Annotated in this window: 19 protein-coding genes and 2 pseudogenes; 10 read left to right on the forward strand and 11 right to left on the reverse strand. The window is 67.9% G+C overall.

Translation table 11 applies throughout. The features are described 5' to 3' along the window. Positions 1 to 216: 216 nt before the first annotated feature. From CCN44_RS47625 to CCN44_RS46100, 3 genes and pseudogenes are all read left to right on the forward strand, one after another. Positions 217 to 381, forward strand: a pseudogene (locus tag CCN44_RS47625) (VapC toxin family PIN domain ribonuclease); the annotation flags it as partial. Between the two features lie 57 nt (positions 382 to 438). Further along, positions 439 to 894, forward strand: coding sequence for a GNAT family N-acetyltransferase (locus CCN44_RS11740; protein WP_086697605.1), 456 nt, complete (start codon positions 439 to 441; stop codon positions 892 to 894). A 209-nt stretch (positions 895 to 1,103) separates the two neighbouring features. Continuing rightward, on the forward strand, positions 1,104 to 1,319 hold the full coding sequence (locus tag CCN44_RS46100) for an IS110 family transposase (protein ID WP_237480860.1): 216 nt from the start codon (positions 1,104 to 1,106) through the stop codon (positions 1,317 to 1,319). Here the strand turns inward: CCN44_RS46100 and CCN44_RS11750 are convergent. From CCN44_RS11750 to CCN44_RS11760, 3 genes are all read right to left on the reverse strand, one after another. Further along, positions 1,309 to 2,126, reverse strand: a protein-coding gene (locus CCN44_RS11750) for an IS5 family transposase (RefSeq protein ID WP_086020240.1) whose coding sequence is annotated in 2 segments (ribosomal slippage) — positions 1,309 to 1,784 and positions 1,784 to 2,126 — 819 coding nt in all. Because the reading frame shifts where the segments join, the coding sequence is not laid out codon by codon here. The two genes, CCN44_RS46100 and CCN44_RS11750, sit on opposite strands and share 11 nt — an antisense overlap. A 132-nt stretch (positions 2,127 to 2,258) precedes the next feature. After that, a complete protein-coding gene (locus CCN44_RS11755) occupies positions 2,259 to 3,509 on the reverse strand; it encodes an IS701 family transposase (RefSeq protein WP_107502062.1) in 1,251 nt (416 codons plus the stop codon). A 223-nt stretch (positions 3,510 to 3,732) separates the two neighbouring features. Beyond that, positions 3,733 to 5,790, reverse strand: a complete 2,058-nt coding sequence (locus tag CCN44_RS11760; protein WP_086697606.1) for a serine/threonine-protein kinase — start codon at positions 5,788 to 5,790, stop codon at positions 3,733 to 3,735. Between the two features lie 499 nt (positions 5,791 to 6,289). Here CCN44_RS11760 and CCN44_RS11765 point away from each other — a divergent pair, with 499 nt between their 5' ends. The 4 genes from CCN44_RS11765 to CCN44_RS11780 are packed head-to-tail and all read left to right on the forward strand — an operon-like array spanning position 6,290 to position 10,827. Then, entirely contained in the window at positions 6,290 to 7,978 is a 1,689-nt protein-coding gene (locus CCN44_RS11765; RefSeq protein ID WP_158103094.1) for a KAP family P-loop NTPase fold protein, read from the forward strand. Further along, on the forward strand, positions 7,978 to 8,811 hold the full coding sequence (locus CCN44_RS44400) for a hypothetical protein (RefSeq protein WP_086697608.1): 834 nt from the start codon (positions 7,978 to 7,980) through the stop codon (positions 8,809 to 8,811). The genes CCN44_RS11765 and CCN44_RS44400 overlap by 1 nt, the downstream gene beginning before the upstream one ends. Next, positions 8,808 to 10,079, forward strand: a complete 1,272-nt coding sequence (locus CCN44_RS11775) for an adenine nucleotide alpha hydrolase family protein (protein ID WP_086697609.1) — start codon at positions 8,808 to 8,810, stop codon at positions 10,077 to 10,079. Before CCN44_RS44400 ends, CCN44_RS11775 begins: the two co-directional genes overlap by 4 nt. Beyond that, positions 10,063 to 10,827 (forward strand): TatD family hydrolase, encoded by a 765-nt coding sequence (locus tag CCN44_RS11780; protein WP_086697610.1) that lies wholly within the window; start codon positions 10,063 to 10,065, stop codon positions 10,825 to 10,827. Before CCN44_RS11775 ends, CCN44_RS11780 begins: the two co-directional genes overlap by 17 nt. Before the next feature lie 26 nt (positions 10,828 to 10,853). On the opposite strand, the gene CCN44_RS11785 is transcribed toward CCN44_RS11780, so the two are convergent. Beyond that, positions 10,854 to 11,690 (reverse strand): pentapeptide repeat-containing protein, encoded by an 837-nt coding sequence (locus CCN44_RS11785; protein ID WP_086697611.1) that lies wholly within the window; start codon positions 11,688 to 11,690, stop codon positions 10,854 to 10,856. Between the two features lie 385 nt (positions 11,691 to 12,075). Then, positions 12,076 to 13,149, reverse strand: a pseudogene (locus CCN44_RS48020) (IS630 family transposase). 428 nt (positions 13,150 to 13,577) lie between these two features. On the opposite strand from CCN44_RS48020, the gene CCN44_RS11800 reads away from it, so the two are divergent. After that, positions 13,578 to 14,675, forward strand: a complete 1,098-nt coding sequence (locus CCN44_RS11800; protein WP_167403970.1) for an IS110 family RNA-guided transposase — start codon at positions 13,578 to 13,580, stop codon at positions 14,673 to 14,675. A 567-nt stretch (positions 14,676 to 15,242) separates the two neighbouring features. Here the strand turns inward: CCN44_RS11800 and CCN44_RS46110 are convergent. Further along, a complete protein-coding gene (locus CCN44_RS46110) occupies positions 15,243 to 15,497 on the reverse strand; it encodes a helix-turn-helix domain-containing protein (RefSeq protein WP_106974253.1) in 255 nt (84 codons plus the stop codon). 709 nt (positions 15,498 to 16,206) lie between these two features. Here CCN44_RS46110 and CCN44_RS11815 point away from each other — a divergent pair. Further along, the gene (locus CCN44_RS11815) at positions 16,207 to 16,890 is read left to right on the forward strand and encodes a DUF6308 family protein (RefSeq protein ID WP_086697613.1); all 684 of its coding nucleotides are present in this window, start codon (positions 16,207 to 16,209) and stop codon (positions 16,888 to 16,890) included. 281 nt (positions 16,891 to 17,171) lie between these two features. Here the strand turns inward: CCN44_RS11815 and CCN44_RS11820 are convergent, their stop codons facing one another. Further along, positions 17,172 to 18,395, reverse strand: coding sequence for a hypothetical protein (locus CCN44_RS11820; RefSeq protein ID WP_086697614.1), 1,224 nt, complete (start codon positions 18,393 to 18,395; stop codon positions 17,172 to 17,174). Between the two features lie 751 nt (positions 18,396 to 19,146). On the opposite strand from CCN44_RS11820, the gene CCN44_RS11825 reads away from it, so the two are divergent. After that, positions 19,147 to 20,043 (forward strand): DUF5655 domain-containing protein, encoded by an 897-nt coding sequence (locus CCN44_RS11825; protein WP_107502064.1) that lies wholly within the window; start codon positions 19,147 to 19,149, stop codon positions 20,041 to 20,043. A 154-nt stretch (positions 20,044 to 20,197) separates the two neighbouring features. Here CCN44_RS11825 and CCN44_RS11830 read toward each other — a convergent pair whose 3' ends face one another. The 4 genes from CCN44_RS11830 to CCN44_RS11845 form a co-directional block, all read right to left on the reverse strand. Beyond that, a complete protein-coding gene (locus CCN44_RS11830) occupies positions 20,198 to 21,568 on the reverse strand; it encodes an SPDY domain-containing protein (protein WP_086697615.1) in 1,371 nt (456 codons plus the stop codon). A gap of 61 nt (positions 21,569 to 21,629) precedes the next feature. Continuing rightward, positions 21,630 to 22,760 (reverse strand): DnaB-like helicase N-terminal domain-containing protein, encoded by a 1,131-nt coding sequence (locus CCN44_RS11835; RefSeq protein WP_086697616.1) that lies wholly within the window; start codon positions 22,758 to 22,760, stop codon positions 21,630 to 21,632. Then, entirely contained in the window at positions 22,761 to 24,065 is a 1,305-nt protein-coding gene (locus CCN44_RS11840; protein WP_167403971.1) for a DNA cytosine methyltransferase, read from the reverse strand. After that, positions 24,011 to 24,505, reverse strand: a 495-nt coding sequence (locus CCN44_RS11845; RefSeq protein WP_086697618.1) for a hypothetical protein, incomplete at its 5' end; no start/stop codon positions are given. The genes CCN44_RS11840 and CCN44_RS11845, both read right to left, overlap by 55 nt.

Raw genomic sequence — 24,505 nt, forward strand, 5'->3', positions numbered from 1 at the left:
CCCATGACATCTCAAGCAGCAAACACCAGTGGATGTAGGTAGATTGGTGACAAGCTGGCAAGGCTGCGCGTACGGAGCTGGGTTGGAGCCGTGAGCCGGGAGTGCGTCCCGGGCGTGCGTCAACGGGCGGAGCGCAATCGGTGGACGGTACGGCGATACCGCAGGCACGCTGGGGCGATCGCGGGGGGCAGCGTGCGTGCGTCAAACGAAGCCATCATGGCTGCGGGGCTCCTGGTGATGTCCCCGCCGCTGCTCTCGGAGATCGACCACGTCGCCACGCGCGAGCTCGGCCGTGAAGCGGCGCTCAGCGCGATCGACGACATCCGACATTGGGTGCGACGAGGCCGTGCCGTTCTGTCCGAGACCACGGATGATCATCTGAGGTCAGGCTCACACGGCCATGATGCCCACTAAAAATGCAGTCGTAGGCTACGAAGCATGAAGATCAGGGTCCGGGACGCTCATCCAGCGGACGTCAAATGGATGAGCAACAACACCGAGGGCTGGACGGTCACCGTCGAGAAGCAGGAGGGGGCCGCCTCCCTGGCTGAGGCGCTGCACGCTCTGATCGCAGAGGATTTCGACCAAGGCGTGCGTATGGGATGGCTTCACTCAAGTCTGCAGCGCGCGGCAGGCGGCGAGCCCGGCTACGTCAGGCTTTATAAGCTCCACGTTTCTCCCGAGTTCCGACAAAGGGGCGTGGCACGAGCCTTGGTCGATGAGTTGTTCGCTCGGGTGCCCGATCAAGAGATCATCTTGTCTGCGTGGGACCGGGAGCTGTACGGAGTCTGGCTTAAGCTCGGATTTACATACGTCCCTGAATCCGACGAAATTTCAGAGGATCACAGTTACCCCGGTGACATGGTGCGCCCACCGGTAGAAGCTTCGTCCTGAAGAATCAGGCATCGTCGTGCAGACTCCTTCCTGCGGGAACGAATGTCCAGCCTGGGAAATGCCGAGCTTTTCCGCACCTGCGCGACCCTCGGCCCACTCGACGGTGGCGGAGAAATCGACGCCTGACCCGGCTCGTCGAACGTCACGCCCCACAGCTGCTCGCGCCGGCGGGCATGTGTTCGGACAGCGCCGTCACTCTCCTGATGACCATGCGGGATAATCACGAGCGACTGAGCACCGAGGCGTCTTTTGCTGCCCTTTACGGAGCCAGCCCCATCGAGTGCTCCTCCGGCCGGCGGAGTACGCGTCGGCTTAACTACGGCGGCGACCATCGGGCCAACGCCGCCCTGCACCGCATCGTGTTCACTCGCCTACGCGTCGATCCCCGCAGCCCAGGCGTACTAAGACCGTGTCCTACGTGGTGAGGCGGACGAGCCGCTTGTAGCAGCACAGGGTGGCGGCGAGTCCGAGAAAGGCCAGGTAGTTGCGGGGATCTCGCTCGTAGCGAGGACTCAGGCGGCGGTAGCCGGACAGCCAGGACATCGTCCGCTCGATGACCCAGCGGCGACGCCCTAATCGTTCGCTGGACTCGATGCCCTTGCGGGCGATGCGCACGCCGATCCGCTTGCCCCGGAGCCATCTGCGCAGGTCGGCCCGGTCGTAGGCTTTGTCCGCATGCAGGCGCTGGGGCTTGAAGTACCGGCCGCGGTAGGGGTCGTGTCTCGTTTGGTGACCCTCCACCATCGGCTTCAGACCTTCGCTGTCGTGGATGTTGCCGGCCGAGACGCCGACGAGGAGGGGCAGTCCGTTCGTGTCCGACAGGATGTGCATCTTGGAACCCGGCTTGCCCCGATCCACGGGGCTCGGACCTGTGTGTTCGCCCCCTTTTTCGCCCTCACGTGGGCGGTGTCGAGCACGACGCGGGTGACGTCGAGGAGGCCGGCGTCGTCGAGCCGATGCAGCACGGCCTCGTGCAACCGCCCCCAGACACCGGCTCTCGACCAGATCAGGAACCGCCGATGGGCGGTCGACTTCGAGACGCCGAAGCAGGGCGGCAACGCACGCCAGGCGCAGCCGGACACCAGGACGTAGATGATCGCGGCGAACAGCGTCTCATCAGGCGTGTCCTGTGTTCCGCCGCCCTGCGGCCGCACCTTCGACGGCGGGATCAGCGGCTTCGCGATCTCCCACAACCCGTCCGGAACAATCCAACTCCACGTACCCCGCCCCATGAACGAAACAACGACGCCTCACCACGTAGGACACGGTCTAATACTTCAGCAGCGGATCGTGTCCTGAGCTGCGTTTTCGGTAGTGGCAGCGGCGGGCGACGGCTTGGTGGTGTCTTCTCCAGGCCGACCAGTTCAGTGCATGGGTGACGGGGTCGCGGTCGGCTCGTGGGTGGGGCAGGAGAGCGTCCAGGAGTCTCCGGATCTCTGCCACGGTGAGCGGGACGAGGGCTGATCCGTTTCTGCAACCCCCTTTGCGGACGCGGCGGCCTGGGCGGCGAGTGCGGTCAGGACCGCGTGGGCGAGCATGGCCAGGGTGATATGCCGGTACCAGCCGATATAGCGGCGGACCTCGTACTGGTCGAGGCCGCACTCGTTCTTCGCGGCCTGGAAGCACTCCTCGATCGCCCAGCGGGAGCCGGCGATGCGGGCCAGCTCGGCGATCTCGACACCCACGGGTGCGTAGGCGAGGTAGTAGGCAAGTTCGCCGGGGTCGGAGATGCTGCGGCGGGCCATCACCCAGCGGTGGTGGGTGGGCGGGTCGGGGTCGAAGATGAGGTTGGCGGGCAGCTTGGCCGCGGCCCAGTCGTAGACGCGCGGGCCCTTGGCCCCGTCGCCGCAGGAGAGCCGTTGCCAGGCATCGGCAGGTGCGTCCTCGATGAGCTGGTCGATGCGCCAGATGCCGGCCAGCGACTTGATCTGCTGCGACTTGGGCACCGCCACTACATAGCCGATCTCGAGCTGCTCGAGCAGGCGGCGGAAGTGCCAGTCCTGCCCGTAGGCCTCGTCCGCGGTGACCCACGTGGCGGGCAGGCCAGCGGCCAGGCACCGGCGGACGATGTCCCGGGCCAGCTCTCCCTTGGTCGCGAAGCCGCGTTCGTCGGGGATCTTCGCCGCCCGGCAGCGGTCACGATCGGACGTCCAGGCCTTGGGCAGGTAGAGCTCCCGGTCCACCAGGGCCCGGCCCGAACGAGTGGCATAGGCGGCGAACACCCCGATCTGACAGTTGTCGATCTTCCCCGAGGTACCGGTGTACTGCCGGCCCACCCCGGCCGAAGTGGTGCCCTTCTTGATGAACCCGGTGTCGTCGATGATCAGCACTCCGTCCGGTCCGAGCCGCTCGGCGACGTAGGCACGGACATCGTCGCGCAGGGCGTCCGCGTCCCAGACGCTGCTGTTCAGCAGCCGCTGGAAGCCGTCCGGCGTGCGGTGACCTGCCCATTCCGCGAGCTGCCAGCCGTTCTTCCGTGCCGCTTGGCCCAGCAGACCGCGGACGTAGTCCCGCATCCGCCACCGCAGATCCGCCCGAGCGAACCGGCCCGCCACCCGGGCGAACACCGACTCCAACTCCGCAGCCCAGCAACTGACTTCAGTCATGCCCTCCATACCAGGTCAACGACAATCGCCAGCTCAGGACACGATCCGCTGCTGGAGTACTAAGCCGTCGCTGCCTGGAGGCCGACAACGCAACATCGCGGACGCAAGAGTCGGAGCCTCCCAACCTGCCCCGAAACCCTATCGGCCCCAAACGAGTCTGGTGCCGACGCTCACTCTCGCTCGCCACTACTACGAGATCTGCTTGGAAGATCCTGGGCACTGCCGTACCGGTCTACTGCTGGGCGATGGCCGCGCGAATCCGGTGGTCGACGCGGATGTCGTGCGCCAGGTGACCGAAGTACGTCACGCACTCCGGATGCTGTCGAAGCATCGCCGCCACCGAGCTGGCGGCGTCCGCGCTCAGGGTCGTCCACCAGGAGAAGACCTCGGCCTGGCCGCTCTGGTCGTCCAGGAGAGGGATCCATTCGAACGCGCCACCGCAGCACGCTTCCAGGAGATCGAGCTCCCTTACGCGGGCCGCCTCCTCGGCGATTCCGGCCAGCCACCTGACGGTAGCGTCGAGTTGCTCGAAACCGTGGGAGACGTCCGAACCGAAGAGTGTCGCCATCGCGGACACGACCTCGACCGCGCGAGCGGCGTCGGCCAGCAGATCCGTCATTATCGAGGCGACGGGGATTTTGATCAGCACGTCGAAGTAGAGAGCCGTGTCATCGGGATGCGTAGCGGCCAGCGTCAGGAGGTCGGCCCCCGCTTCCGTCGACCCGGCGAACAGTTCCTCCTGGAGGTGCTCGCCGCGTAGGGCGACGGGCTCCGTCGGCCCGTCCAGCTCATGTGCGACGAAGTCGAGGAAGGCGGACACCGTGGCTGGGCGTCGCTCTGGGTCCCTCTGGGTCGCCTCCCGGACGATCGCACGCCAGGGTCCCGACTTGGGGAGCAATGGGACGTTCACGAGGGGTGTCTCGCCCGTTACGGCCCACCCGATGAGCTGTCCCAGGCTGTAGATGTCGGCAGCGGGGCCCACGTGATGGGCGTCGCTGTAGTGCTCAGGTGCCGCGAACCCCTCGGAGCCGAGGAAGACCCCCACGCGGGTCCGCTGCGGATCGGTTGTCTGCCCCAGGGGCCGCCGTACGATCCCCCAGTCCGCCAGAACCCAGCGGCCGTTCAGGCGTAGGACGTTGGCCGGCTTGATGTCCCGATGGATCCATCCGATACGGTGCGCCACCGCGAGGACCGAGCATAGGGATTCCAATAGCTCTCGCAGGGCCGCATCATCAGAGAATTCCTTTAGGCAGCTTTCGGCGGTGGCCTCTGCGTACGGCATGACGAACCAGGTGTGCTTGGGATCGAAGTCCAGGACTGGCATCGCGTGCGGATTCCCGACCAGACTGCGCCCGCATTCAATCTCCCGTCGCATGCGGGCCACTTGACGTCTGGGCGGGTACTTGTCCTTAAGCTTCTTGAGGATGACGACCTCGCCGCTCGGCTTATGCACCGCCTTGAAGACGTCCGCCTGGCCGCCATCGGCGAGGGGCAGCCGTTCACACCGGTAATCCTGGCGCTCGCCCCGCCTGGATGGGCCTACCAGCTCTCTCGTTGGCGCGACCAGCGGCTTGCCAGCGAGCTCCTCCAGCTCCCCGGCTTCCGAGAAGAGGGTGATCCGGTCGCTCGTGTGGGCGATGGCGTCCGCGATGCTCGTCGAAGCCTTCGAGTTAGCGTCAGCCGGTTGCCGGGGAGCGACGACGTTCTGGAAGACCTCCGCAGGATCGAACCCCTCCGCGAGGTACTGGAGCACCTCGCTCTGGTCCTCGGGAAGTAGTGGCTGGAAGGCGTCGAACTGTGCCCTGTCCGCGATGGTGCGGATGGCCTCCAGGGTCTGGCCGTCGATACCCAGCTTTGCGAGTTCGGTGGCGGAGAACCGAGCGAAGAGAGTCGTCGGAGCGTGGGAAGCGGGCCGCGAAGTGACCAGCTGCTCCATGGCCGCGACGTTCCGCAACTCCAGTTTTCCCATCGCGGAGTTCACAGAGGCGAGTCTGGTGGCGGCCCACTGCAGGGCCTCGTCGTGCGGCAACACCTTGAGGAGGAGAAAGGTCTCACTTCCGTCGTCGGGCGCGAGGAGCACGCCCCTCCAGAAGGCCGTGATGCGCATCGTCCTCATCCGCGGATCACGGGCCGTGCGCGCGACGGACAACCCCAGCCCCTTGTCCGCGTACAGCTCGGCCACCGTCAGCGACTGGAACTTGGCCATCGCCTTGCGAACCGCGGCCCGGACGGGCTTGTCCAACTGCTCGTAGTCGGTCCAGAAAGTGTGCACGAAGGCGAGCTGCGGCAAGGGTAAGTCTCCTACGCGAGAGGCTGGTTGTGGCTCTCCAGCGTATCGCCGGGGCGTCCACTGGAAGTCCGGTCGCTCGGCAGTTCGGTGCCGCTTCCAGGCGGGCGCAGGTTCGCCCTTACCTGACGCGACACACCTGCGATAGTGCCGTACCACGTCGAAGGCCCTGGGTGCCGGTGCGTGAAGTGGGGGACGCGATGTGGCGCTTATGGTGTCGGCGCCGGGAGGGTACGGAGTGATCCTGTGACAGGGGGAAGTGTTTGTTGCAGTATGTCAGCTGCTGTGGTCATTGCTACTGTTGTGGTAAGTATGACGGTCGAAGGGGAGTCGCCGCGCGATGCGGTCGGGGTGTCCGCTCTCGGGTGACGCTGGGGCGTTGACGGCCCGGGGCCGACGGTACATGCAGCGGCCGTTTGGCCGACCGCCCGATCACCGATTGCGCTGTGCGCGCGGCGTCGGCGGAGCATTGCAGCGGGCTGGGGGGCGTGTGATGAGCGACATGAGACTGTGGGACGACAATCCCACGGGTGTGGACCTGCTGGGCTTCGCATCCATCGTCCACACGGTGGTGGCCACGCTCGAAATCCCGTATCTGGACCCGGTGACGATCGGGATCGCTGCGCCCTGGGGCGGCGGGAAGTCGACGGTGCTGCGGCTTTTGCATGAGGAGCTGGACGGGCGAGACGGGTACCGGGTGATCCGTCTCGATCCCTGGGAGTTCGACGACCAGTTCGATGTGCGCGGTGGCGTCATCGGTGAAGTCCTGCAGGATATTCTGTCGGCCTACGGGGCGCAGGAGGGCCTGCCAGAGAAGATCAATGGGCTTCTTGAGCGTGTGAGCTGGTCACGTGTTGCGGTCAGTATGGCGAGGGGATCGCTGGTCGCCCAGTCCGAGGACTTGGTCGAGGCCCTCACGCCGCGTTCGAAGAGCGATGCCAGGAGCCTGGCGGGCTTCCGGGAGGAGTTCGCCTGCCTGCTCAGGGACTTGACGCAGCTGAAGCGTCTGGTCGTGCTGGTCGACGATCTGGACCGCTGTTTGCCCGACGCGGTGATGGCCACGCTGGAGGCCATCAAGCTGTTCCTGTCCGTCGAGAAGGTCGCGTTCGTCCTAGCGGCGGACCAGGACATGGTGCGCGAGTCGATCGCGGCCAGTCTGGACGCCACGGGCAGGGGGGAGCGGTTCGCCCACCGCTATCTGGAGAAGATCGTCCAGGTGCCCCTGTCGCTGCCGCGGATCGGCGCCGACGAGGCGGCCACCTTCATCACTCTGCTGCTTTCGGCCCACCAGTGCTCGCCGGAGCACTACACACGGCTGGTTGAGCACGCCCAGCAGCGGCGGGCCGCTGGGCAGTCGCCGGTTCTGTCGGATCTACAGAGTCTTCCGTGGCAGCCCGACGGGGCCTCGCTCGCTCTGGCCAGCCGGCTGGCCACCGGTCTGTCTGCCGACCGGTCCGGAAGCCCGCGCAGCATCAAACGCTTTCTCAACGCGTTCGCCCTGCGGACCCGGATCGCGGAGAGCCAGGGCATCAGCATCGACCCCTCGGTGATCGTCAAGCTCATGCTGCTGGAAGACAGCCCCGGCAAGGACTTCGAGACCCTCGTCAAACTCCAGGACGTCCCGCGCAGTGAACTCCTTGAGCATTGGCAGGCATGGGGGAAGGGGGAACGTGACGACAGGCCGGACCAGGTCAGTGAGGCGAGCAGGCACTGGGCCGCTTCCGAACCCGACCTCACCACGGCCCCGATCGGCCCCTATCTCAGCCTGGCCGCTTCTCTCGTGAGCCTCACTGCGGCTGCGTCCCTCACCCAGGAGCAGGTCACCTGGGTCTCCCACCTCGCCGGTCAGGCCGAGCCGCACCGGCGCAGCGCGCAGCAGGAAGTGACGGCACGCCCGGTCACGGAGCAGCAGGCCGTCGTCGAGGCCCTGTTGGAGCGCGGCCGCCGGGAACAGGAGAGTGAGCCGCTCGTGGAGTCCCTCCTGTACATCGCGAAGGCCACCGAGGACCTACGCCGCCGCATCGCCGACGGCCTGTGGAATATGCGCCACAACCTCACCCCCGGTTCCGCCCTGGACATCGCCGACAGCGACAGCGAGGAACTGCGCGACCTGGCGGCACGCTTGGCAGGCGCCACCGACATTGACCCGATGGTGCAGGAAGCAGCCAAGGTGGAACAGGAGGGCCGCTGATGGGGACATCGGGCTCTTACGGAGGCAGCGGCTCCGCGGAGTGGAGCGCGGCGCATGACGCTTTCGACGCCCTGCCCGGCGTAGGAACGGGACCTGCGGACACTCTGGATCTGCCGGACGGCCAGCAGTTCCTCGACGATGTCGTGCAGGCGCTGGCCACCGCGCTGAGCAAGGACGATGCGGACCACGGAACGGTGCCGGCCGGTGGCTATCCCCTTTCTGCCCTGATCGCCACTGCCCGCGGCAGCGGCGGTGGCGGCGGGGGAGGAGGAGCCGGGGGCGCGGCCGGCCCCGGCCGTATCGGCGGCGGATCGCAGCGCCAGGTGCTCAAAGGCTCCTCCCGCGGTGCCGCAGCCCTCGCGGGAGCCTACGCACTGCGTAACGGTGACGCCGCGCAACTGCGGGAACTCGGCCTGGACTTCCGCGAGCTGAGCAGCTTGCCACGGCGCACTCAGATTTCCCGCATCCTGCAGGCCGTCCTCGGTGACGCCGGACACCCCGACGAGGCGGCCTTGCGCAGGGCCACCGTCAAGCACGTCAAAGATGTCCTCCTCGCGGTCGAGCCGCCCACGCCGGAAGACAGCCTGCGGGGCCTCGTCGCCGAATGGATCTATGAACTCGGCCTGGTCGAGCTCCAGTCCCAAAAGGCCAGCGACAACCTCACCCCGGAGGAAGCCGTCCGCAAACAGGGCTGGCTGCGGTCCTGGCTGCAACGCCGAGTGCGCCACATCTCCGTGCCCGACACACGACGCATGACCGTCAAGGAATTCACCGCCACAGCAGCGAGAGTGACGAGGGAGGCACTGCGCATTCTGCGCGCAGGACGCTCATGACGACCGCCTATGAAGTACTGCCGCACGACGGACAGCAGCACGAGCCCTCCGCCACCGCCCTGCACTGGCCCCGCACCCGAGCCCACAGCCCCACGCCGACCGTCACCTGCACACTCGGCTGGGACCTCGACCTCCTGGGCCCCGCACCGGCCGCTGCCGCCGACCTCGTCCGGATCGCCGCCTCCGCCTACCTCGCTGACCGCAGCGCCCGCCGCCCCACCACCTTCGCGCGCACCATCGACCTCACCGTCCACACCGTCGACCCCGACCCCTGGACCGCCTCATCCGGCCGGCTCGCCGAAGACTTGCTGTCCTGGCTCACCGGCGATGCCTGGCACCTGCACGCCGTACCCGCCGTTCCCGGCGGCCACCGTCCGGCACCAATTCCCGATGCCGACGACGTGATGCTCCTCAGCGGCGGACTGGACTCCTTGTGCGGCGCCGCGGACCACCTCGGTGACACGGCAGAGCGAATCCACCTCAGCCACTACGACGGCAGCACCGTCATCCGCCACGCCCAGCAACAGACCAGTGCCTGGCTCAACGGCCGTGGGCGGCAGCCGCTGCACCACCTCAGCGTGAAGCTCTGCCAGACCCATTCCGCCGCGGAATCCTCCTCGCGCAGCCGCAGCCTGTTGTTCGCCGCCCTGGCCTCAGCGGTCGCCGCTGGCGCTTCGAGCCCGCAGGTGACCGTGCCCGAGAACGGCTTCACCAGCATCAACCCGCCCCTGACCGCAGCGCGGGGCGGCGCCCTGTCCACCCGCTCGACCCACCCGGGCACGTTCGCTCGCATCAACGAGCTCCTGGCGAGCCTGGACATCCCCGTGACGGTGGCCAACCCCTACGCCTACCTCACCAAGGGACAGCTCCTGGCGCGAGCCTTGGACCGTGCGGGCCAGTCCCTGCTGCTGGCGGGGGCGGAAACTCTCTCGTGTAGCAAACTCGACGGCAATTGGTACTCCGGCGGGGACCCCACCCTCAACTGCGGCCTGTGCCTGGCCTGCCTGGTACGCAGGGGATCATTCACCGCAACCCCCCACCACGACGCCACCACCTACCTTGTCCACCACCTCACCGGCGCAGCACACCAGCTGCTGCTGGACCGCCGTCGTAAAGACGTCCACGACGTGCGGCAGGCCATCGCCCGCGGCATCGACGACACCGACATCCTCGCCGTCGGTGAACTCCCCCCCGACACTGACCTCGACGCCGTCGTGGACATGTGCCGACGAGGTCTGCAGGAGCTGAACCATGTCCCCCTTCCCTGACGATTTGCCACCGCTCGACTGCCACGCCCACATCGCACCCGATGTGACCCCCGCGCAGATCGGGGCCCTACAGGGAGCCGTCGTCTTCGCCGTCACCCGCACCCCGGCCGAAGCACACCGCGTCGGCCGGCGCCGTGACGCGCGCCTGGTGTGGGGATCCGGCGTACACCCCGGAGTACCCGAAGCGCTCGATGCCTTCGATCGGCAGCTGTTCCGCGCTACCTTGCGGAACAGCTGCCTTATCGGGGAAGTCGGCCTCGACCGCCGAGGCAACCTCGAGCGGCAACGCACCGTACTCGCCCAGATCCTCCATGCCGCACAGGACGAGGCCGTTCTGCTGTCGTTGCACAGCACCGGACGCACCGGTCCCCTCCTCGACCTGCTGACGGACCAGCCGCACCCCGGAATGATTCTGCACTGGTTCCTCGGCAACCCCCCCGAGCGGCAACATGCTATCGACCTGGGCGCCTACTTCTCCGTCAACGCCGCCATGCCCGACGACATCCTGACCTCCCTGCCCCTGACGCGCGTGCTACCGGAGACCGACTTCCCGGCTAGCCGGCGCGCCACCGGCGCATCACGCCCCGGCCACGTCGACCGGCTCGAACAGCGGCTCGCCCAACTCCACGGCATGACACCAGAAGACGTCAGACGGCGCTTCTGGCAGAACCTGCGCGAACTGACCACCCGCACCCACGTCCTGGATAGGCTTCCCGAACACGTCGCGGACTGGGCTCTTGAAGCCTGACACACAGCTTTCGTAAGCCACCGACGTCACTCACCCCGGCTGACACGCTCCACGACCCGGGAATCACTGCGCACGGGCTCCGGCAGCACACAGTTGTGCAGACCGCGGGCTGCGAGAACCTGCTCGACCCTCAGCCCCCGCACATCGGACAAGTCCGCCCGCACCAGATCGGCATCCGCCAGGTCCGCACCGTCGAGCCGCGCCCGACACAGAACGGCGCCCCTGAGCGTTGACCCTCGAAGAAGGGCGCCCCGCAGGTCAGCCCCCGGCAGCCGGGCCTTCGCGAGATGACGCCCCGCGAGATCGACCGGAGGCCAGGAACCTCCTCGACGCCGTGAACCAGGTGCGGTGAGCGCCCGCAGCGCCTCCTGAACCATCTCGTCGGGTTCCTCCGGAAGCTGCACGGACGCCAGACCGCCCGGCGCACCGGCAGGCTGCGTATGGCGGCGCACGAACGCATTCAGCACCCGCGCGGCATGCCTTCCCTGGTCAGGGGCATCCTGGACGATCTGTTCCAGTGCTAGAACGCCCCCGATGCACACATACGGCTCAGCCGAACTGAGCCGCTCCAGCGCCTTCGTGAAACGGTCTGTCACCTGCCCGCGACGGCTCAACCGGTAGGACCGGGCCGTATAGACCAAGGCGATGCCGGCACCAACGCCCGCAACGGCCTGCACCACGGCCAGCCGGACCTGCCCCAGCGCCGCAGACCGGGCCGTGGCATCCATCGACGACCAGTCCTGCCCGGCCAGCCAGCGTGCCAGGCGCTGGCTCAGCGGAGTGAACATCAGGGCCAGCACCCCCGCCAGCCCGGCCGCGCCCAGCACAACAATCACTGCCGACCATACCTTCTTCAACCTCATGCCCCGGTTTCTATCGCGCCCACCCCCTCGGGGGCGACTGCAAGCCGCGTACGGAATACGGAAGGTGGTCACTACCGTGCCCGTGCCGCCACGCGATCGTGCCCTTGTCGACGTTCGTCCCGAAGAAGTACAGCAGTGCGTCGAGGCGGTCGGCGAGCAGGAGGCGCAGATCCAGGGGGCGGGCGAGTTCGAGTTAGGGTGGGCGCCCGCGATGTCGAGGTCGACGGAGAGCTGGGCCCGCTCGTGCCTGCTACAGCAAGATCTGTCTCCGTGCGGCGGGTTTGTGACTGCCAGGGAGCGAGCCTGTGACGGGAGAGCCCATGGAGAACACCGGGGCACTGCACGGGTTCGGCAAGCACCGCCGCCCGTTACTGACTTCGGCTGGTCAGGGTGACGTGGGTTCGTCGAGGATCAGGCCGGTACCGGCTATGAAGCCGTCAAGGGTGCCGGGCCGGTACTGAAGGCGCTGAGCCGGTTACGGACGAGGGCTTCGAGCCGGTCGAGCGCGACCACGGCGAGGTTGGTCAGGCTGCGCGTAACGTGTGCCCGTACCCACTCGACGGGGTTGAGGTCGGGTCATAGGCGGGCAGCAGGAACACCGTCAGCACTCACGCTCGGCGATCAGCTCGCGCATGGCGTGGGAGACGTGGGTGTTCAGACGCCCAGACCAGCACGATCGGTGCCTTGACGAGCTGGTGGACGCCGTCGGCGAGCGCGATGAAGTCCCGCTCGCCCATGTTGCGGCGTGCGCTGCTGCCCGCCCGGTGAACGCGCAGACGGTGGCACAGCCGGGTGCGCGAGCCTGGCCGTATCGCGATCAGCCCGGCCACTGACAGACGCCCCGAGCGGCGCCCGCTGACGGTCACGACCGGGGTGTGACCGCGCCAGCCCAGGTTCGTCTTTTGGGCGGCCGGCGGGTGAACCCGGCTTCGTCCTCGAAGCAGATGTAGCCCCCGCAGGCCGCCCGGGCCCATTTACCTCCGCCCAGGTCCCCTCCTTCCACGCGGTCACGGCCTGCTCGTCGCGCTTGGCGACCCGCGGCGCGGGGACCTGCGGGCTGAAGCCGAGCCGGTGGATCAGCCTCCTCGCGCCGGAGACGCTGTAGGAGACGTGGAACTTCCTGCCGATCAGCGTGGCCACCCTCGATGCGGTCCACACCTGGTCCTCCACCCAGCCGTGGGCAGCCGGGGCCCTCATCGAGGTACGCAGCCAGTTTCTCCAGGCAGCGCGGGGACAACCGGCAACGGAATCCGCTCGGGCCACGGGAAGCAAGAGCTTCACGACCGCCGACCCGCCACAACTGGTGCCAGTGGTTAGCCGACTTCACGCTCACCCGCAGCCGCCGCGCGACCTCAGACGGTTTGATCTCCTGCTCGAACCACTCAGCCGCCTGCATCCGTACTGACTCACGGCGCCGACGTCCCGCAGGAGGCAGCCCGCCCCCATCCGCATATCGCACACCACACGGATACAGCCGCCCACCCACACCCATCAGAGGCTTCGCAAAGATAAGGCGGGCCACACGGCTGCCCGTCAATGCCGGTCACGAGTAGACGGAGAGTCAACGCCGTTTCAGTGCGTCATGGCCAGGTTGAGGGCCGGTTCGTTCGAAGCCTTCCGGCAGTGATCGAGTCATGCCGCTGTACCGGGATCGATGGGACGGTTGTGCAGTGCCATCCCGGACGGGGTCTGACTCGTGAGATCTATGACCGAAGTGTCCAGTCACGGACCTGTCGACTGCCGTTGCGGGATGCTGCCTGCCACCGAGCCACAGGGCGTGTCCCCATAGGGGCCTTGCCGAGTTTCAGGCGCCATCACGGTTCAGACCGCCCGAGCAGGCCGGTGCCATTCACCCTAGCCAGCACGCCACGTGGGAGGCGAACCATCATGACGACCCGACAGCGCAGCACCTCCTCGAGCACGGATCCGCCCGTTCGGCGCGAGGTCGTCCTGGGCGTGGACACGCACGGCGAGGTGCATGTTGCCGCCGTGATCTCCCCGCTCGGGAAGAGCCTGGGAACGGAGTGCTTTCCCGCGACGGCGGCCGGCTACCGACAGTTGCTCGTGTGGGCCCGCAAGCGGGGTACGGTGCGCCGGGCCGGTGTGGAGGGCACCGGCACCTTCGGCGCGGGCCTGTCCCGCTACCTGCTGGCCCAGCAGATCCAGGTGTACGAAGTGAACCGGCCCGACCGCTCGGCCCGCCGGCTGCTCGGGAAGTCGGACCCGCTCGACGCGCAAGCCGCCGCGCGAGCCGTGCTCAGTGGCCGCGCCCGGGCCCGCGCCAAGTCCGGCGACGGTCCGGTGCACAGCGCCCGGATCTTCAAGCTCGCCAAGGACTCCGCGGTCAAGGCCCGTACCCAGGCGATCAACCAGCTCAAAGCCGTCCTGGTCATCGCCGATCCCGTACTGCGGGAACGACTGTCCAGCCTGGGCAACCGCGAGCTGTTCCGCACCTGCGCACGCCTCGGGCCAGACGACGGTGAGGAGGGCGAGAGCGCGGTGGTCCAGGCCACCCATATGACTCTGAGAATGCTCGCGGAGCGGATCGAACAGCTCACCGGGCAGATCAATGAGCTGAACCAACGCCTGACCCAGCTCGTCGAACACCACGCCCCACAGCTACTCGTCCCGGTGGGCATCGGCCCGGACAGCGCAGTCACCTTGCTGATCACCATGGGGGACAACCCCGAGCGGCTGAACACGGAGGCATCCTTTGCTGCCCTTTGCGGAGTCAGCCCCGTCGAGTATTCGTCGGGCCGTCGGAGCACGCGCCGGCTCAACTACGGCGGCGACCGTCAGGCGAACGCCGCCCTGCACCGCATCGTGTTCACCCGGCTGCGTCACGACCCGCGCACCCAGGCGTACTACGAACGCCGCACCCAGGAAGGCAAGACCCGACGCGAGATCATCCGATGCCTCAAACGGTATGCCGCCCGAGAGGTCTTCAACCTGGTCAGACCGGTCTCCCTCGCCCCCGCGTTATAGGGGCGTCCGTGCGACGAGAAGCCCCGCAGGTGCGGCCCGGCGGGGCTTCTGAGTAGGTGGGATTCAGTGTCCGTCGTGGGCGCCGTTGCACTCGGGTTCTCCTCTCTCGAGCACCCGAAGCAAGGACGCGGTGACGACACGCGTCTTACGGTCGACGCGCAGCATCCGACCCGGGAACTCTTCGCGCCCAATCAGGTTGTAGCCTTCACGTCTGCAAAGCCCAACGCCTGTGGAGGCGCCAGCGGCACTGTCTGTTCCCTCCGATGTTGCGCGGCCCGCCCGGAGCGACCGCGACGGCATTGCCGGAGGCGACGGTCGCCAGCCTGTCACGCGTCACCGCGGAGGACTTTGCCCGCTTCACCGCGCGGCCGCATCGCTCCGCTGGCCTTGTAGCGGGTGGCATCCCTACACGTCGCCCGCTGTCGAACGCTGCCCGCAACCCGGGACCTGGCCTGGAACGTCAGGGCAGTTGTGCCACAGTGCGGTCCGCTTCCTGTAGGCGCTCGCTGTAGGGGCTCATGACACGACGAAGCCCCGCCGGCTCGGCGGGGCTTCTGTGCGCAGGGGCTACGACGGAGTGCAGCGGCTGGTGTGGGCACCGTTGTACTCCGGCTCTCCGCTTTCGAGCACGCGGAGCAAGGACGCAGTGACGACACGCGTGGTACGTCCGATGCGTAGCACGCGGCACGGGAACTCTCCGCGACGCACGAGGTCGTAGCCCTTCGCCCGAGAGAACCCCAACGCCCTGGAAGCGTCTTCCACGCTGCCCGTTCCGTCCCAGGTGGCGCGGATGTGTGTAGGGCTGTAACGGGTGCCTTGCACCTCGTTGGTCTGTCCGTGCAATTCGGATTCTCCAGTTGCTAAGGCGGTGCGGCTTGCGCGCAGCTGATGGCGTTTGATGCTGCTGAAAACGTCTGGCGCCAATGCCTGTGGCAGGGCCAGTAGAGTGCCGACCCGAATGATCAAAACAGCTGCATGTCAACTTCATTCCCGGGTGCACTCCCGGATGCGATAGAAACCGGTCCCGTGCGGTACGGGAAAGGTGGGGATGCCGTTACGCGCATCGCGGGATCTTGAGCGCCCACGGCACCTGTTCCACAGGAGCTCTGCGGCAGCGCAGAGAGCTGACAGCCGTGCGACGCTTTGAATTGACAGCCGTCTTGGCGATTCCTTTCGACGTAGGTGCAGGTAGTGGCGGTGGACCATCAATGATCCGGGGAGACGCCGGTTTGGCTAACCGGCGATCCCGCGCTATGTTGCTTCGCTTCGCAACATGCCCGCGCAATGTGCGTCCGCTCGTGTAGTCGACTGTTGCAGCGCTGGCTCCGCCACCGGTCCGGCCTTCCACTGCTCCGTCGGCAACGACACCGACGCCTATGCCTGGACCAACTCCAGGAGCCAGCCCACATCTCAACGGCGCAGCACAGGTGCGCGTGTTAGCGGCGCATTCCGCCCGAGCCACTGCATGATCTCAGCTGGTGTACAGTCCACCGACTTATCGCTGGACGGCAAGGGAGTTGGGGGCCTCTCGGTGATCGAATTGAAGATCCCGGAGATCTACTGGGATGACGAGGCCGCCGTGAGCCTGCTGGTTGAGTACTTCACCCGACGACGCTCACGCGGTGACCTGTTCTATTCCGGCGCACACTTCGAGCGCCTGGGCGGGGGCGGGGACGCTGAGCACGTCGCGGACTCCTTTGACAGCAACGATCTGGTGGCCATCACCACGCTCAGTGTGTCCCTCGAGCCGCACGGGGCGATGAACTTGCTGACCGACCCTGAGGGGCACTGGGCGCGTCTGCTGTCGCTCATCCCTCGTGACGCGCGCTTGGAGAATCCTGGAAGCGATGCGCTCATGGAGGAGGGTGGACCCGCATGGGAGTTGTGGGAACGCCTGGCCGGCACCAAGCAGTACCCCGGCAAACCCGACGGCAGCGGCCCGGTTGTCGCAGGCAAATTGCTGGCCCGCAAGCGGCCGCGCCTCATCCCCATCTACGACATCCGCATCAAGCAACTGTTCGAGCGACCGAAGACGGACCAATCCTTCTGGACCGCGCTGGCTGCGACCCTGCGGGTGGACAACGGTGCTTTTTATGATCAGTTGGTCCATCTCCGCGATCAGGCGGGTATCGGTGAGGACATCGGCGTCCTGCGTGTGTTCGACGTCGTCGCCTGGATGCACCAAGGCCGGCAGGGTCAGGTCGCGAGGAGCTGAGCTCGGAGGTGGAGCACGGCGGGGGAGGCGCATGCGGAGGCCGATGGGGCGCCGAGGGCGGGCGACGCTGAGCGCAGACCTACTGAGCCCTGCAGGTCAGATGTTCCGGAAGAGACCAGCCAGCGCGGTGAGCTGCCACGAAAGGGGTGCTGGGTGTGCTGCGCCGACTGTGGCACCGGGGACTGACGTGTCGGGCGGAAACACGACACACCCCACCTGAACCGGATAGGGGCTTTGGCACGAGGTGTCGCAGCGAGGGGCGGTCAGCGGTGGCCAATAGATCACGCCTCATGCTTCCTGCGGCACGAGAAGTGCTCGGGCAGCCCTTCGGGTCCTGGAAGGCTTGCGGGCTGACCGCAGCCGAAGCGGCAGAGCGGGATCGCTCGACCCGAAGCGTCGACCGGAACCCTGGCGGCCTCGGTTTCCCGGGGGCGGGACTCAAGGACGATCGCGCGGCTGCCACGTCTTTGCTTCGGTTCAGCCCGCTCCTCCGAAGCCGGACGGTCCTCGGTGCACCTGTCGCGCCGGTCCCCCTGTCGTACGGATGGCTGGCGCTCCTTGTCGTCCAGGGCGGGCCCGTTCGCCTCAAGGTACTGCTGCCACTGCTGTGCGGGGAGCCAACCGTGGTGGCCGCCCCGTTGGAACGGGATCCGCTCACCGGCCGCAGCTTCCACGATGAACCGGGTGAGGGTCAGGCCGCCTTCCCCTGTGAAGGCGCTCGACTGATGGGCGGGCATGAGGACGCGGTGCCAGCCCCCGCAGTACCCGGCGTCGGTGGGGTTCTCCGGGTCGTAGGGCTTCTCCGGGCACCGGGTGAGCGCGCCGTTTTGGCTGCACTGGCCCTCCTCCAGGACGAAGTTGCCGTCCTGGACCGCGATGGGGTTCTTCTGCACGCGGATGACGGAGGCCGGCAGGTTGGGCGTGCGGACGTAAGGGACGGTGCCGATGCCTGCGTGGTCGGGGTCGGCGAAGTCCCAGACCGACTGAATACCGCCGCGGCGTCGGAACCTCTCCCGTGCACGCATTCCGCGGGCTGTCTGGGCGCTCAGCTGAGGCTCGTAGCCCAGGACGATGCCGTTGGCGCCGTTGATGCGTACATCGAGGCGCGCGTGCCCGTCGGCGGTCTGCGACTCGATGTCGGCGTGGAAGCCGTGATCTTCGGAGTCTTTCGCGACGCGTTCCTTGCGGGCGAGGTGCTCGTCGGACTCGTGGCTGATGGGCTTCTCCCCGGGTTTCCGGTAGTGGGAGGCACGCCATACGCCGTCACGCTGGACGAGGTACATGGGGACGCGCCGGCCGCGGAGATCCCGGCAGTCGGGGCAGATGAGCCCGCGCTTTTCGACGGGGACACGTCCTCGCATGCGCAGGAGCACGTTCAGGAGGTCTTGGCCTTGCGGGACGCCGAGGTCGGGGCGGTCCAGGTCGAGGTTGCGGCCGGCCGGTTCGTAGAAGACGGGGTTGCGGAAGAGGTCTTCGTCGCTGTCGATCTGAATCTCGTCGTCCATTGGTGCTCCCCGCAGCCGCCACGAGTAGGACTCACAACGCTACGGGGAGGGTCTGACAATCGGGGCTGTCCTGCGGAAACAGGGCGTACTGGGAGACACGGGGGCAGTGGGCCTACTGCGGTCAGGTCCGCACAGCTCGCAGCGCTTCCTCCGGATCTTCTACTCGTGTCCGACTCGCTGATCGAACGGATCGGTCCGGCGGGCGCCCTGACGGTTCGCTATTCGCTTCGCGTCCTTGCTCCTTTCAAGGCGGCGACTCCGCTCCGCTGGGGCGAGGGCACTGATCGCCGAACAGGATGTTCGGACCGAACCGAGCGACCTGACGATTTTGCCGTTAGGTCCGAGACCATGGCCTGCCCTCGGCCGAGCGCGAACATGGTCAATCGAGGTGGCCGGCGGCACCTCTTCCTCTCGCTACGGCTTCGAACTGCAGGCGGAAGAGGGGAGGGAGGGGGCCGCTAGCCGCCCGTTCTTCAGCTGCGTGGACGGGCGGCCAAGCACTTAGAAGGCACGTGCTCTATCCACTGAGCTACGGGGGCTGACCTGCGCAAACGCAGTCTTCCAGGCGCTCGTCCCGCGATCCTGTGGGACGTATGTGGGATCTGGGCGATCCCTGGGAGCCGTGGGACGACGGGTTCCTCGCGGCGACCCGGAGGTAGCTTCTCACACCGTCTTCACTCTCCCGAAGCCCCTCGCGGAAACAATCCTGCCCCGGCTCGGCGTTGACGATCTCCGAGCCGAGGAGGGGAAGGTGTCGGGCCTGAAGCTGTTCCGCACGGATACGACGAATAGCGGCGTGACCGAGGTCACGCCGCGTCTTGCTGAGGTCGAGGCAGATGTGCAGGGCCTTGTCGAGGCGCATATGGAGACGCTGTTGGGCGTCCGGTTCCTGGCGAGCGAGTACGGCACTGGGCCAGTCCACGGGGGGCGAATCGATTCGCTCGGGCTGGACGAGAACGGATCGCCCGTCATTGTCGAGTACAAGCGCGGTGTCGACGCCGGCGTCATTAACCAGGGCCTGTTCTACCTGGCCTGGCTGATGGACCATCGCGCCGAGTTCGAGCACCTGGTCCGCGACCGGCTCGGGGTGACGGCCGCGTCCCAGGTGCTGTGGAGCGGCCCGCGCCTGATCTGTATCGCCGGCGACTTCACGCGCTACGACGTGCATGCCGTGCGTGAGCACCGGCGGTCGATCGACCTGGTCCGCTACCGACTCTTCGGCAGCGACCTGCTCGGGCTTGAGACCGTGGCGTCCGTGAGTGGCGGCATGCAGGTGGCACGCCGGGCGCGCCGCCAGGCAGTTGCTCGGGCGGCAGCCGACGCCGAGGGTGCGTCGATGGTGGAGCTGGCGGGCGCGGTCGACGAGGCGCTGCTCGGGCTCGGGGACGGTGTGAACCGTGTCGAGCGCAAGCAGTACCGGGCGTATCAGCGGTTGCGGAACTTCGCCTGCCTCTGCCCGCCGCAGCGCAGCAAGCTGCTGGTCTACCTGAAGGTAGACCCGCAGGACGTCGACCTGGTTCCGGGATTCACCCGTGACGTGTCCGGTCTCGGTCACCACGGGACGGGTGATCTGGAGGTGCAGCTTCGTACTCCGAAGGACGTGGAGCGGGCGCAGGATCTGTTCCGGGCCAGCTACGCGGCGGCGTGATCGCCTGCCGGCCTCTGGCTGCTCTGTGGTCGTGGGGTGATGCCTTTCGACGTGCGAGTCGGGCGTGGCGGTGGACTACCAATGATGCGCGGGATCGCCGGTTTGGCTAACCGGCGATCCCGCGCTATGTTGCCCCGCTCTTGTGTGCCGATGATCAGCGTGAACGGCTGACAGCGGGGTTGGCAGCGTCCACGGGAGGGGCCGGCGGGCTGGTGATGAGGCTCGTCCTGCGTTCGGGGCTGGCGGGCTGTGGGCGGCGAAGGCCGGTTCCATAGGCGAGCGTCTCGGAGAGATCGGCCAGCAGCGAACTCGGGGTGTGCGGGGACGCGGTGACGGCCCAGGTGGTCCGGTCAGGGTCGGGACCGGCCCAGACGGTCCAGGTGGCCAGGTTCTGGCTCGGGTGCTGGGCGGTGAAGGCGTCGAACTGGACGCCCGCGTCTCCGCCGGGGGACGTCCAGCGGATCCATCGCCCGTCCACGGTGTGCTTCCATCCGGCGTCGGTGAGGGGCTGCGTGGCCGCGGTGACCATCTTTTCGTCCACCGGGGCGCCGATGGCCGTGTCCCAGCCGTCGCCGTCGGCAAGGTGATTCAGAAGCTCCTCTATCACCGGGGCGGGGGTGGCGCCGGTCGCGGTGAGGACCCACATGCGGTCGGATACGGGTGTCTCGTAGGCGGCCACGGTCCATGCCGTTTCGTGCGCGGGGGTTTCGTGGGCGCGCTCGATGCGCAGGGTCTGGGACTCGTGGATCGCGTGGGTCGTCTCGTCCGACCAGGTGCGCCACTTCTCCCAATCGCCGTGTGCATCGAGGAAGGCGTCGAGGAGGGCGTCGTGGTCGTCGGCATCGGCCAGGTAGGCCGGGACGGTCTCCGGCTCGGGGCGGGCCGGTTCGGGCTTGGCTGCGGGGAGGGCGAGTGGGGCGCGGGCTTCGGCGGCGGCGCGTTCGGTGTCGGTCAGGGGCGCCGGGCCGGGGCGCATCTCTGAGCCGTGGAGCTTCTCGAAGGCGAGCATGGCCCCAGCGGGTGAGTGGAAGGTGTCGGCGACCTGGCGCAGGTGGTCCTCGCCGTGGAGGTAGACGGACTTGCCGCTGCGGCCGAGGTAGGTGCCGACCGCGACGGTGGTGTGGCCGTCGTGGGCGTGGGCGTGGATGAGGAGCTGGCCGTGGCGGATGTCGTCGTGGATCTTCTGCGCCTGATTGGAGACCTCGCGGATTTCGCTGCGGGTGCACCAGGGCATGGGGTAGTTCGCCCAGGTCCATTCCTCGTCCATGGCCTTCTGGAGCCGAGGGGTGATCTCGACGGTGATGCCTTCGGCGGCCAGGTGCTTGGCCGCGTCCTTGGCCCAGTAGGTCTCCTCGTGGTCGATGCGGACCAGGACCAAGGTGTTGTCGGCGATGACGGTCCAGTCGGCTGCTTCCAGGCCCAGGTGGGCAACGTGTGCCTGGGTGCCGGTCAGGACGGCGGTCACGGCGCTGGGATGGGTGGGGTGGGTGTCGAGGCATACGTGGGCGTCGATGGTGGGAGTCATGTGGGTGTCGTCTCTGGCGGTGGCCGGGCCTTCGGGTCCGGCCACCCGCGTATGCGGGGTGCTATCGGGTTGCTCGCGCGGTGCGGGCGGTGTGCGCGGCTGTGGTGGTCGGTGGGCCGGCGCGGGTGGTGGGCGCGGGGCGCAGTCGTGGCGTCGGGACTGCTCCGGTGGCGTGCTGCCAGCGGGTGCGGATGGCGCCTATGTCGGCGAGGGAGCGGCGGGCGCCGACGACGAGTTGGAACGGGGTGTTCGCCGGGTCGCCGGCGTACGCCTCGATGCGCCGGCCGGTGTAATCGGCGGTGGCCAGGAGGGAACGCTTCAGGGCGCGCTCGCCCCAGTGCTCCACGGAACCAGCCGGGTCTGCCAGCATGCGCAGCACTTCGCCCGGTTCACTGCCGCCGTTCAGCAGGCCGCGCTGTTGGGCCTCCCACAGGACGGTGACGGGATCGACGGGCTCGCGGCGCCGGGCCAGGGCGGTCAGGCATTGCCAAAGGCCGGCGTGCAGGGGCAGGTGGAAGTCGTCGGGGAGCAGCCACCGGACGGACTCGATGTCGGTGGGGTGGGCGGTGGCGGTCGCGAGTAGCAGTTGCTCCTCCTCGACCGCCTCGGCGTAGTCGGGCGCGAGGGCCGGCGGTGGTGCCGCAGTGCGGGGCAGGACGCCGGCGCGCGGGGGGAAGCGGCTCGCGATGTCGTCCACCACCGCGGCAAGGGCGTCGGCTGCGGCGAGCACCGTCTGGACGGGGTGAGGGAGAGAGGCGTCGTGGACGGTCTGGACGAGGTGTTCGGCGGCACTCTGCAGACGGCGGCGGGCGCGTTCGGCCTCGACCATCCGCGCGTAGGCCGACGCGTGGCGGGGCCAGGGGCAGACCTGGATGAGGGTGTGCAGGTAGGCGGCGGTCAGCCCGCGCGCCTGCTCGCGTCCCGTGGCGAGCACCTGGTTGAGCCAGGTGGTGTTCCTCGCGTGCTCGGCAGGGTCGGGCGGCGGCAGGGTGCTGATCGCGTCGAACAGGGCGGCATGTGCGGCGGTGGAGAACGAGTCGGCGGCGATGCCGGTCACCTCGCCGAGGCGGTGCGGATCGAGGAGGAGGGCACCGAGGAGGGCCTGCTCGGCGTAGCGCACGGGTTGCGGCGGATGAGTGTCGGGCAGGTCGTCGAGGTCGTCATCCTCGTACGGGTCGGCGGGGTGGGGCATCTAGGCGGCCAGGGTGAAGTCGTCGGGGGTGAGGGTCTTGCCCAGGTGTGGGGCCAGCAGGTGGGCTGCGAGCCGTGGCGGGACGGCGTTGCCGATCTGGCTGAAGACCTGGCCTTTGTTGCCTTGCCACGGGTAGTCGGCGGGAAAGGACTGCAGGAGGCCGGCTTCCTGGGCGGTGATCCGGATCGGATCCGGTGCCGGTGAGTTGCCGTCCGGGGCGAGTGTGGGTTCGGCGACCCAGGTGCACTCGTTCGCGCGGTGTCCGAAGAACAAGGTGCCGGCAGGCTCGTCCACGCTGCGGATGGTGGCGTTGGACTGGTTGTTGCTGCGCAGAGACCAGGACCAGCGGTGCTTCGCGGAGGTGGGCGCCGGTGCCGGACCGTTCACCCCGGGACCATGCGGGTGTGCCCGGCCAGTACCGTCGCGATGGCGTTGCAGGACGTTGTCCGGGCCGGGCTGTGGTGTCCAGGTGCCGCGGTTGCGGGCGTCGATGAGGGTCTTGCGGGAGCCGGATGGGAATGGCTCGGGCCCTCCACCGGGGCCGCCGCCGGCGCACACGGTCGGCACCGGGCGGTCGGTGGCGCCCCAGCCGAGGGCCTCGGCCATGGACACCCACCGGGCGCGGCCCGGCCCGAACAGGCTCTCCGGCTCGGCGGTCTTGGCGTGCGTGGGCGGGGGAGGTTCGGCGGTACGGGTGCGTGACGCGAGCAGGATCGCCCGCCTTCTCGTCTGGGGGACGCCGTAGTCGGCGGCGTTGAGGATCCCGGCCCATACCGAGTAGCCCCAGGTGCGCAGGATCGCTGCGTACTGCTTCCACAGGGGCAGGACGTCCGGCACCTCCTCCATCGCGACCCAGTCGGGCTCGCCGACCGTGTTGAGGGCGTGCAGATAGCGCATCGGCTCGGCTGCGAGCAGGGAGCGCTCGTCACGGCACGCGGCAAGGAGGCGTTCGCGGGTGTCGCGTCCGGCGGCCAGGTCCTCGACCGCGGCGTGCACCAGCGGCTGGTCCACCAGGCCGAGGCGTTTGCCGGCCATGCTCCACGCCTGGCACGGAGGGGAAGCGATCAGCCCGCGCGTGCGGCCGATGAAGGGCCACGTCGGATACATCGCCACGTCGGTCCGGATCGTCAACTGCCCGGCAGCGGCACGGGTTTTGCAGGCCCACTCGTCCCATTCCAGACCCACGTCCCGTACGCCGAGGACGCCCAGTGCTCTGCTCCAGCCGCCCGGACCTGCGAAGAGGTCGAGTATCACGTGGCTAGCCCGAAGTCGTCCTGCGTCAACGCATCCGCATCTCCGCGGCATGTCCAGGGCGAGCAGCCGTCCTCAACGCCGTTCTCCAGCGCGTGGGCCTCGTCCGCGTCGATGCGCAGAGCGGCCCGTTCCGCGGCGGTGACGTGGTCGATCGGCGCCTGGCTCAGCGGGACGCGAGAGCGGTGCAGGAAAGCCTCGCCGAGCAGTCGGCTGCCCGCCGCGTTGGCGCGGGCGTTGCCTTGCCGGATGGCCGCGTCGAATTCAACGACGTCCGCCCACTCGGACGGCGATGTGTCCCTGATATGCCTCCACTGCGCATTTCCGTGGAACGGACATCCCAGGCAGCTTGATTTCGGCGTATCGGCAAGCCCGAGCGAGGTCAGGTAACGAACGCAGTCGGCCCTGCTCCAAGAGAGGTCCAGAAGAGGATGCCGGTTGCGCATGTACTTGACGTCTGCGTCCTTGGCGCGGTGGAATTCGTCCGTGGAGAT

The sequence above is a fragment of the Streptomyces tricolor genome (assembly GCF_002155905.1).
Lineage (GTDB): Bacteria > Actinomycetota > Actinomycetes > Streptomycetales > Streptomycetaceae > Streptomyces > Streptomyces tricolor.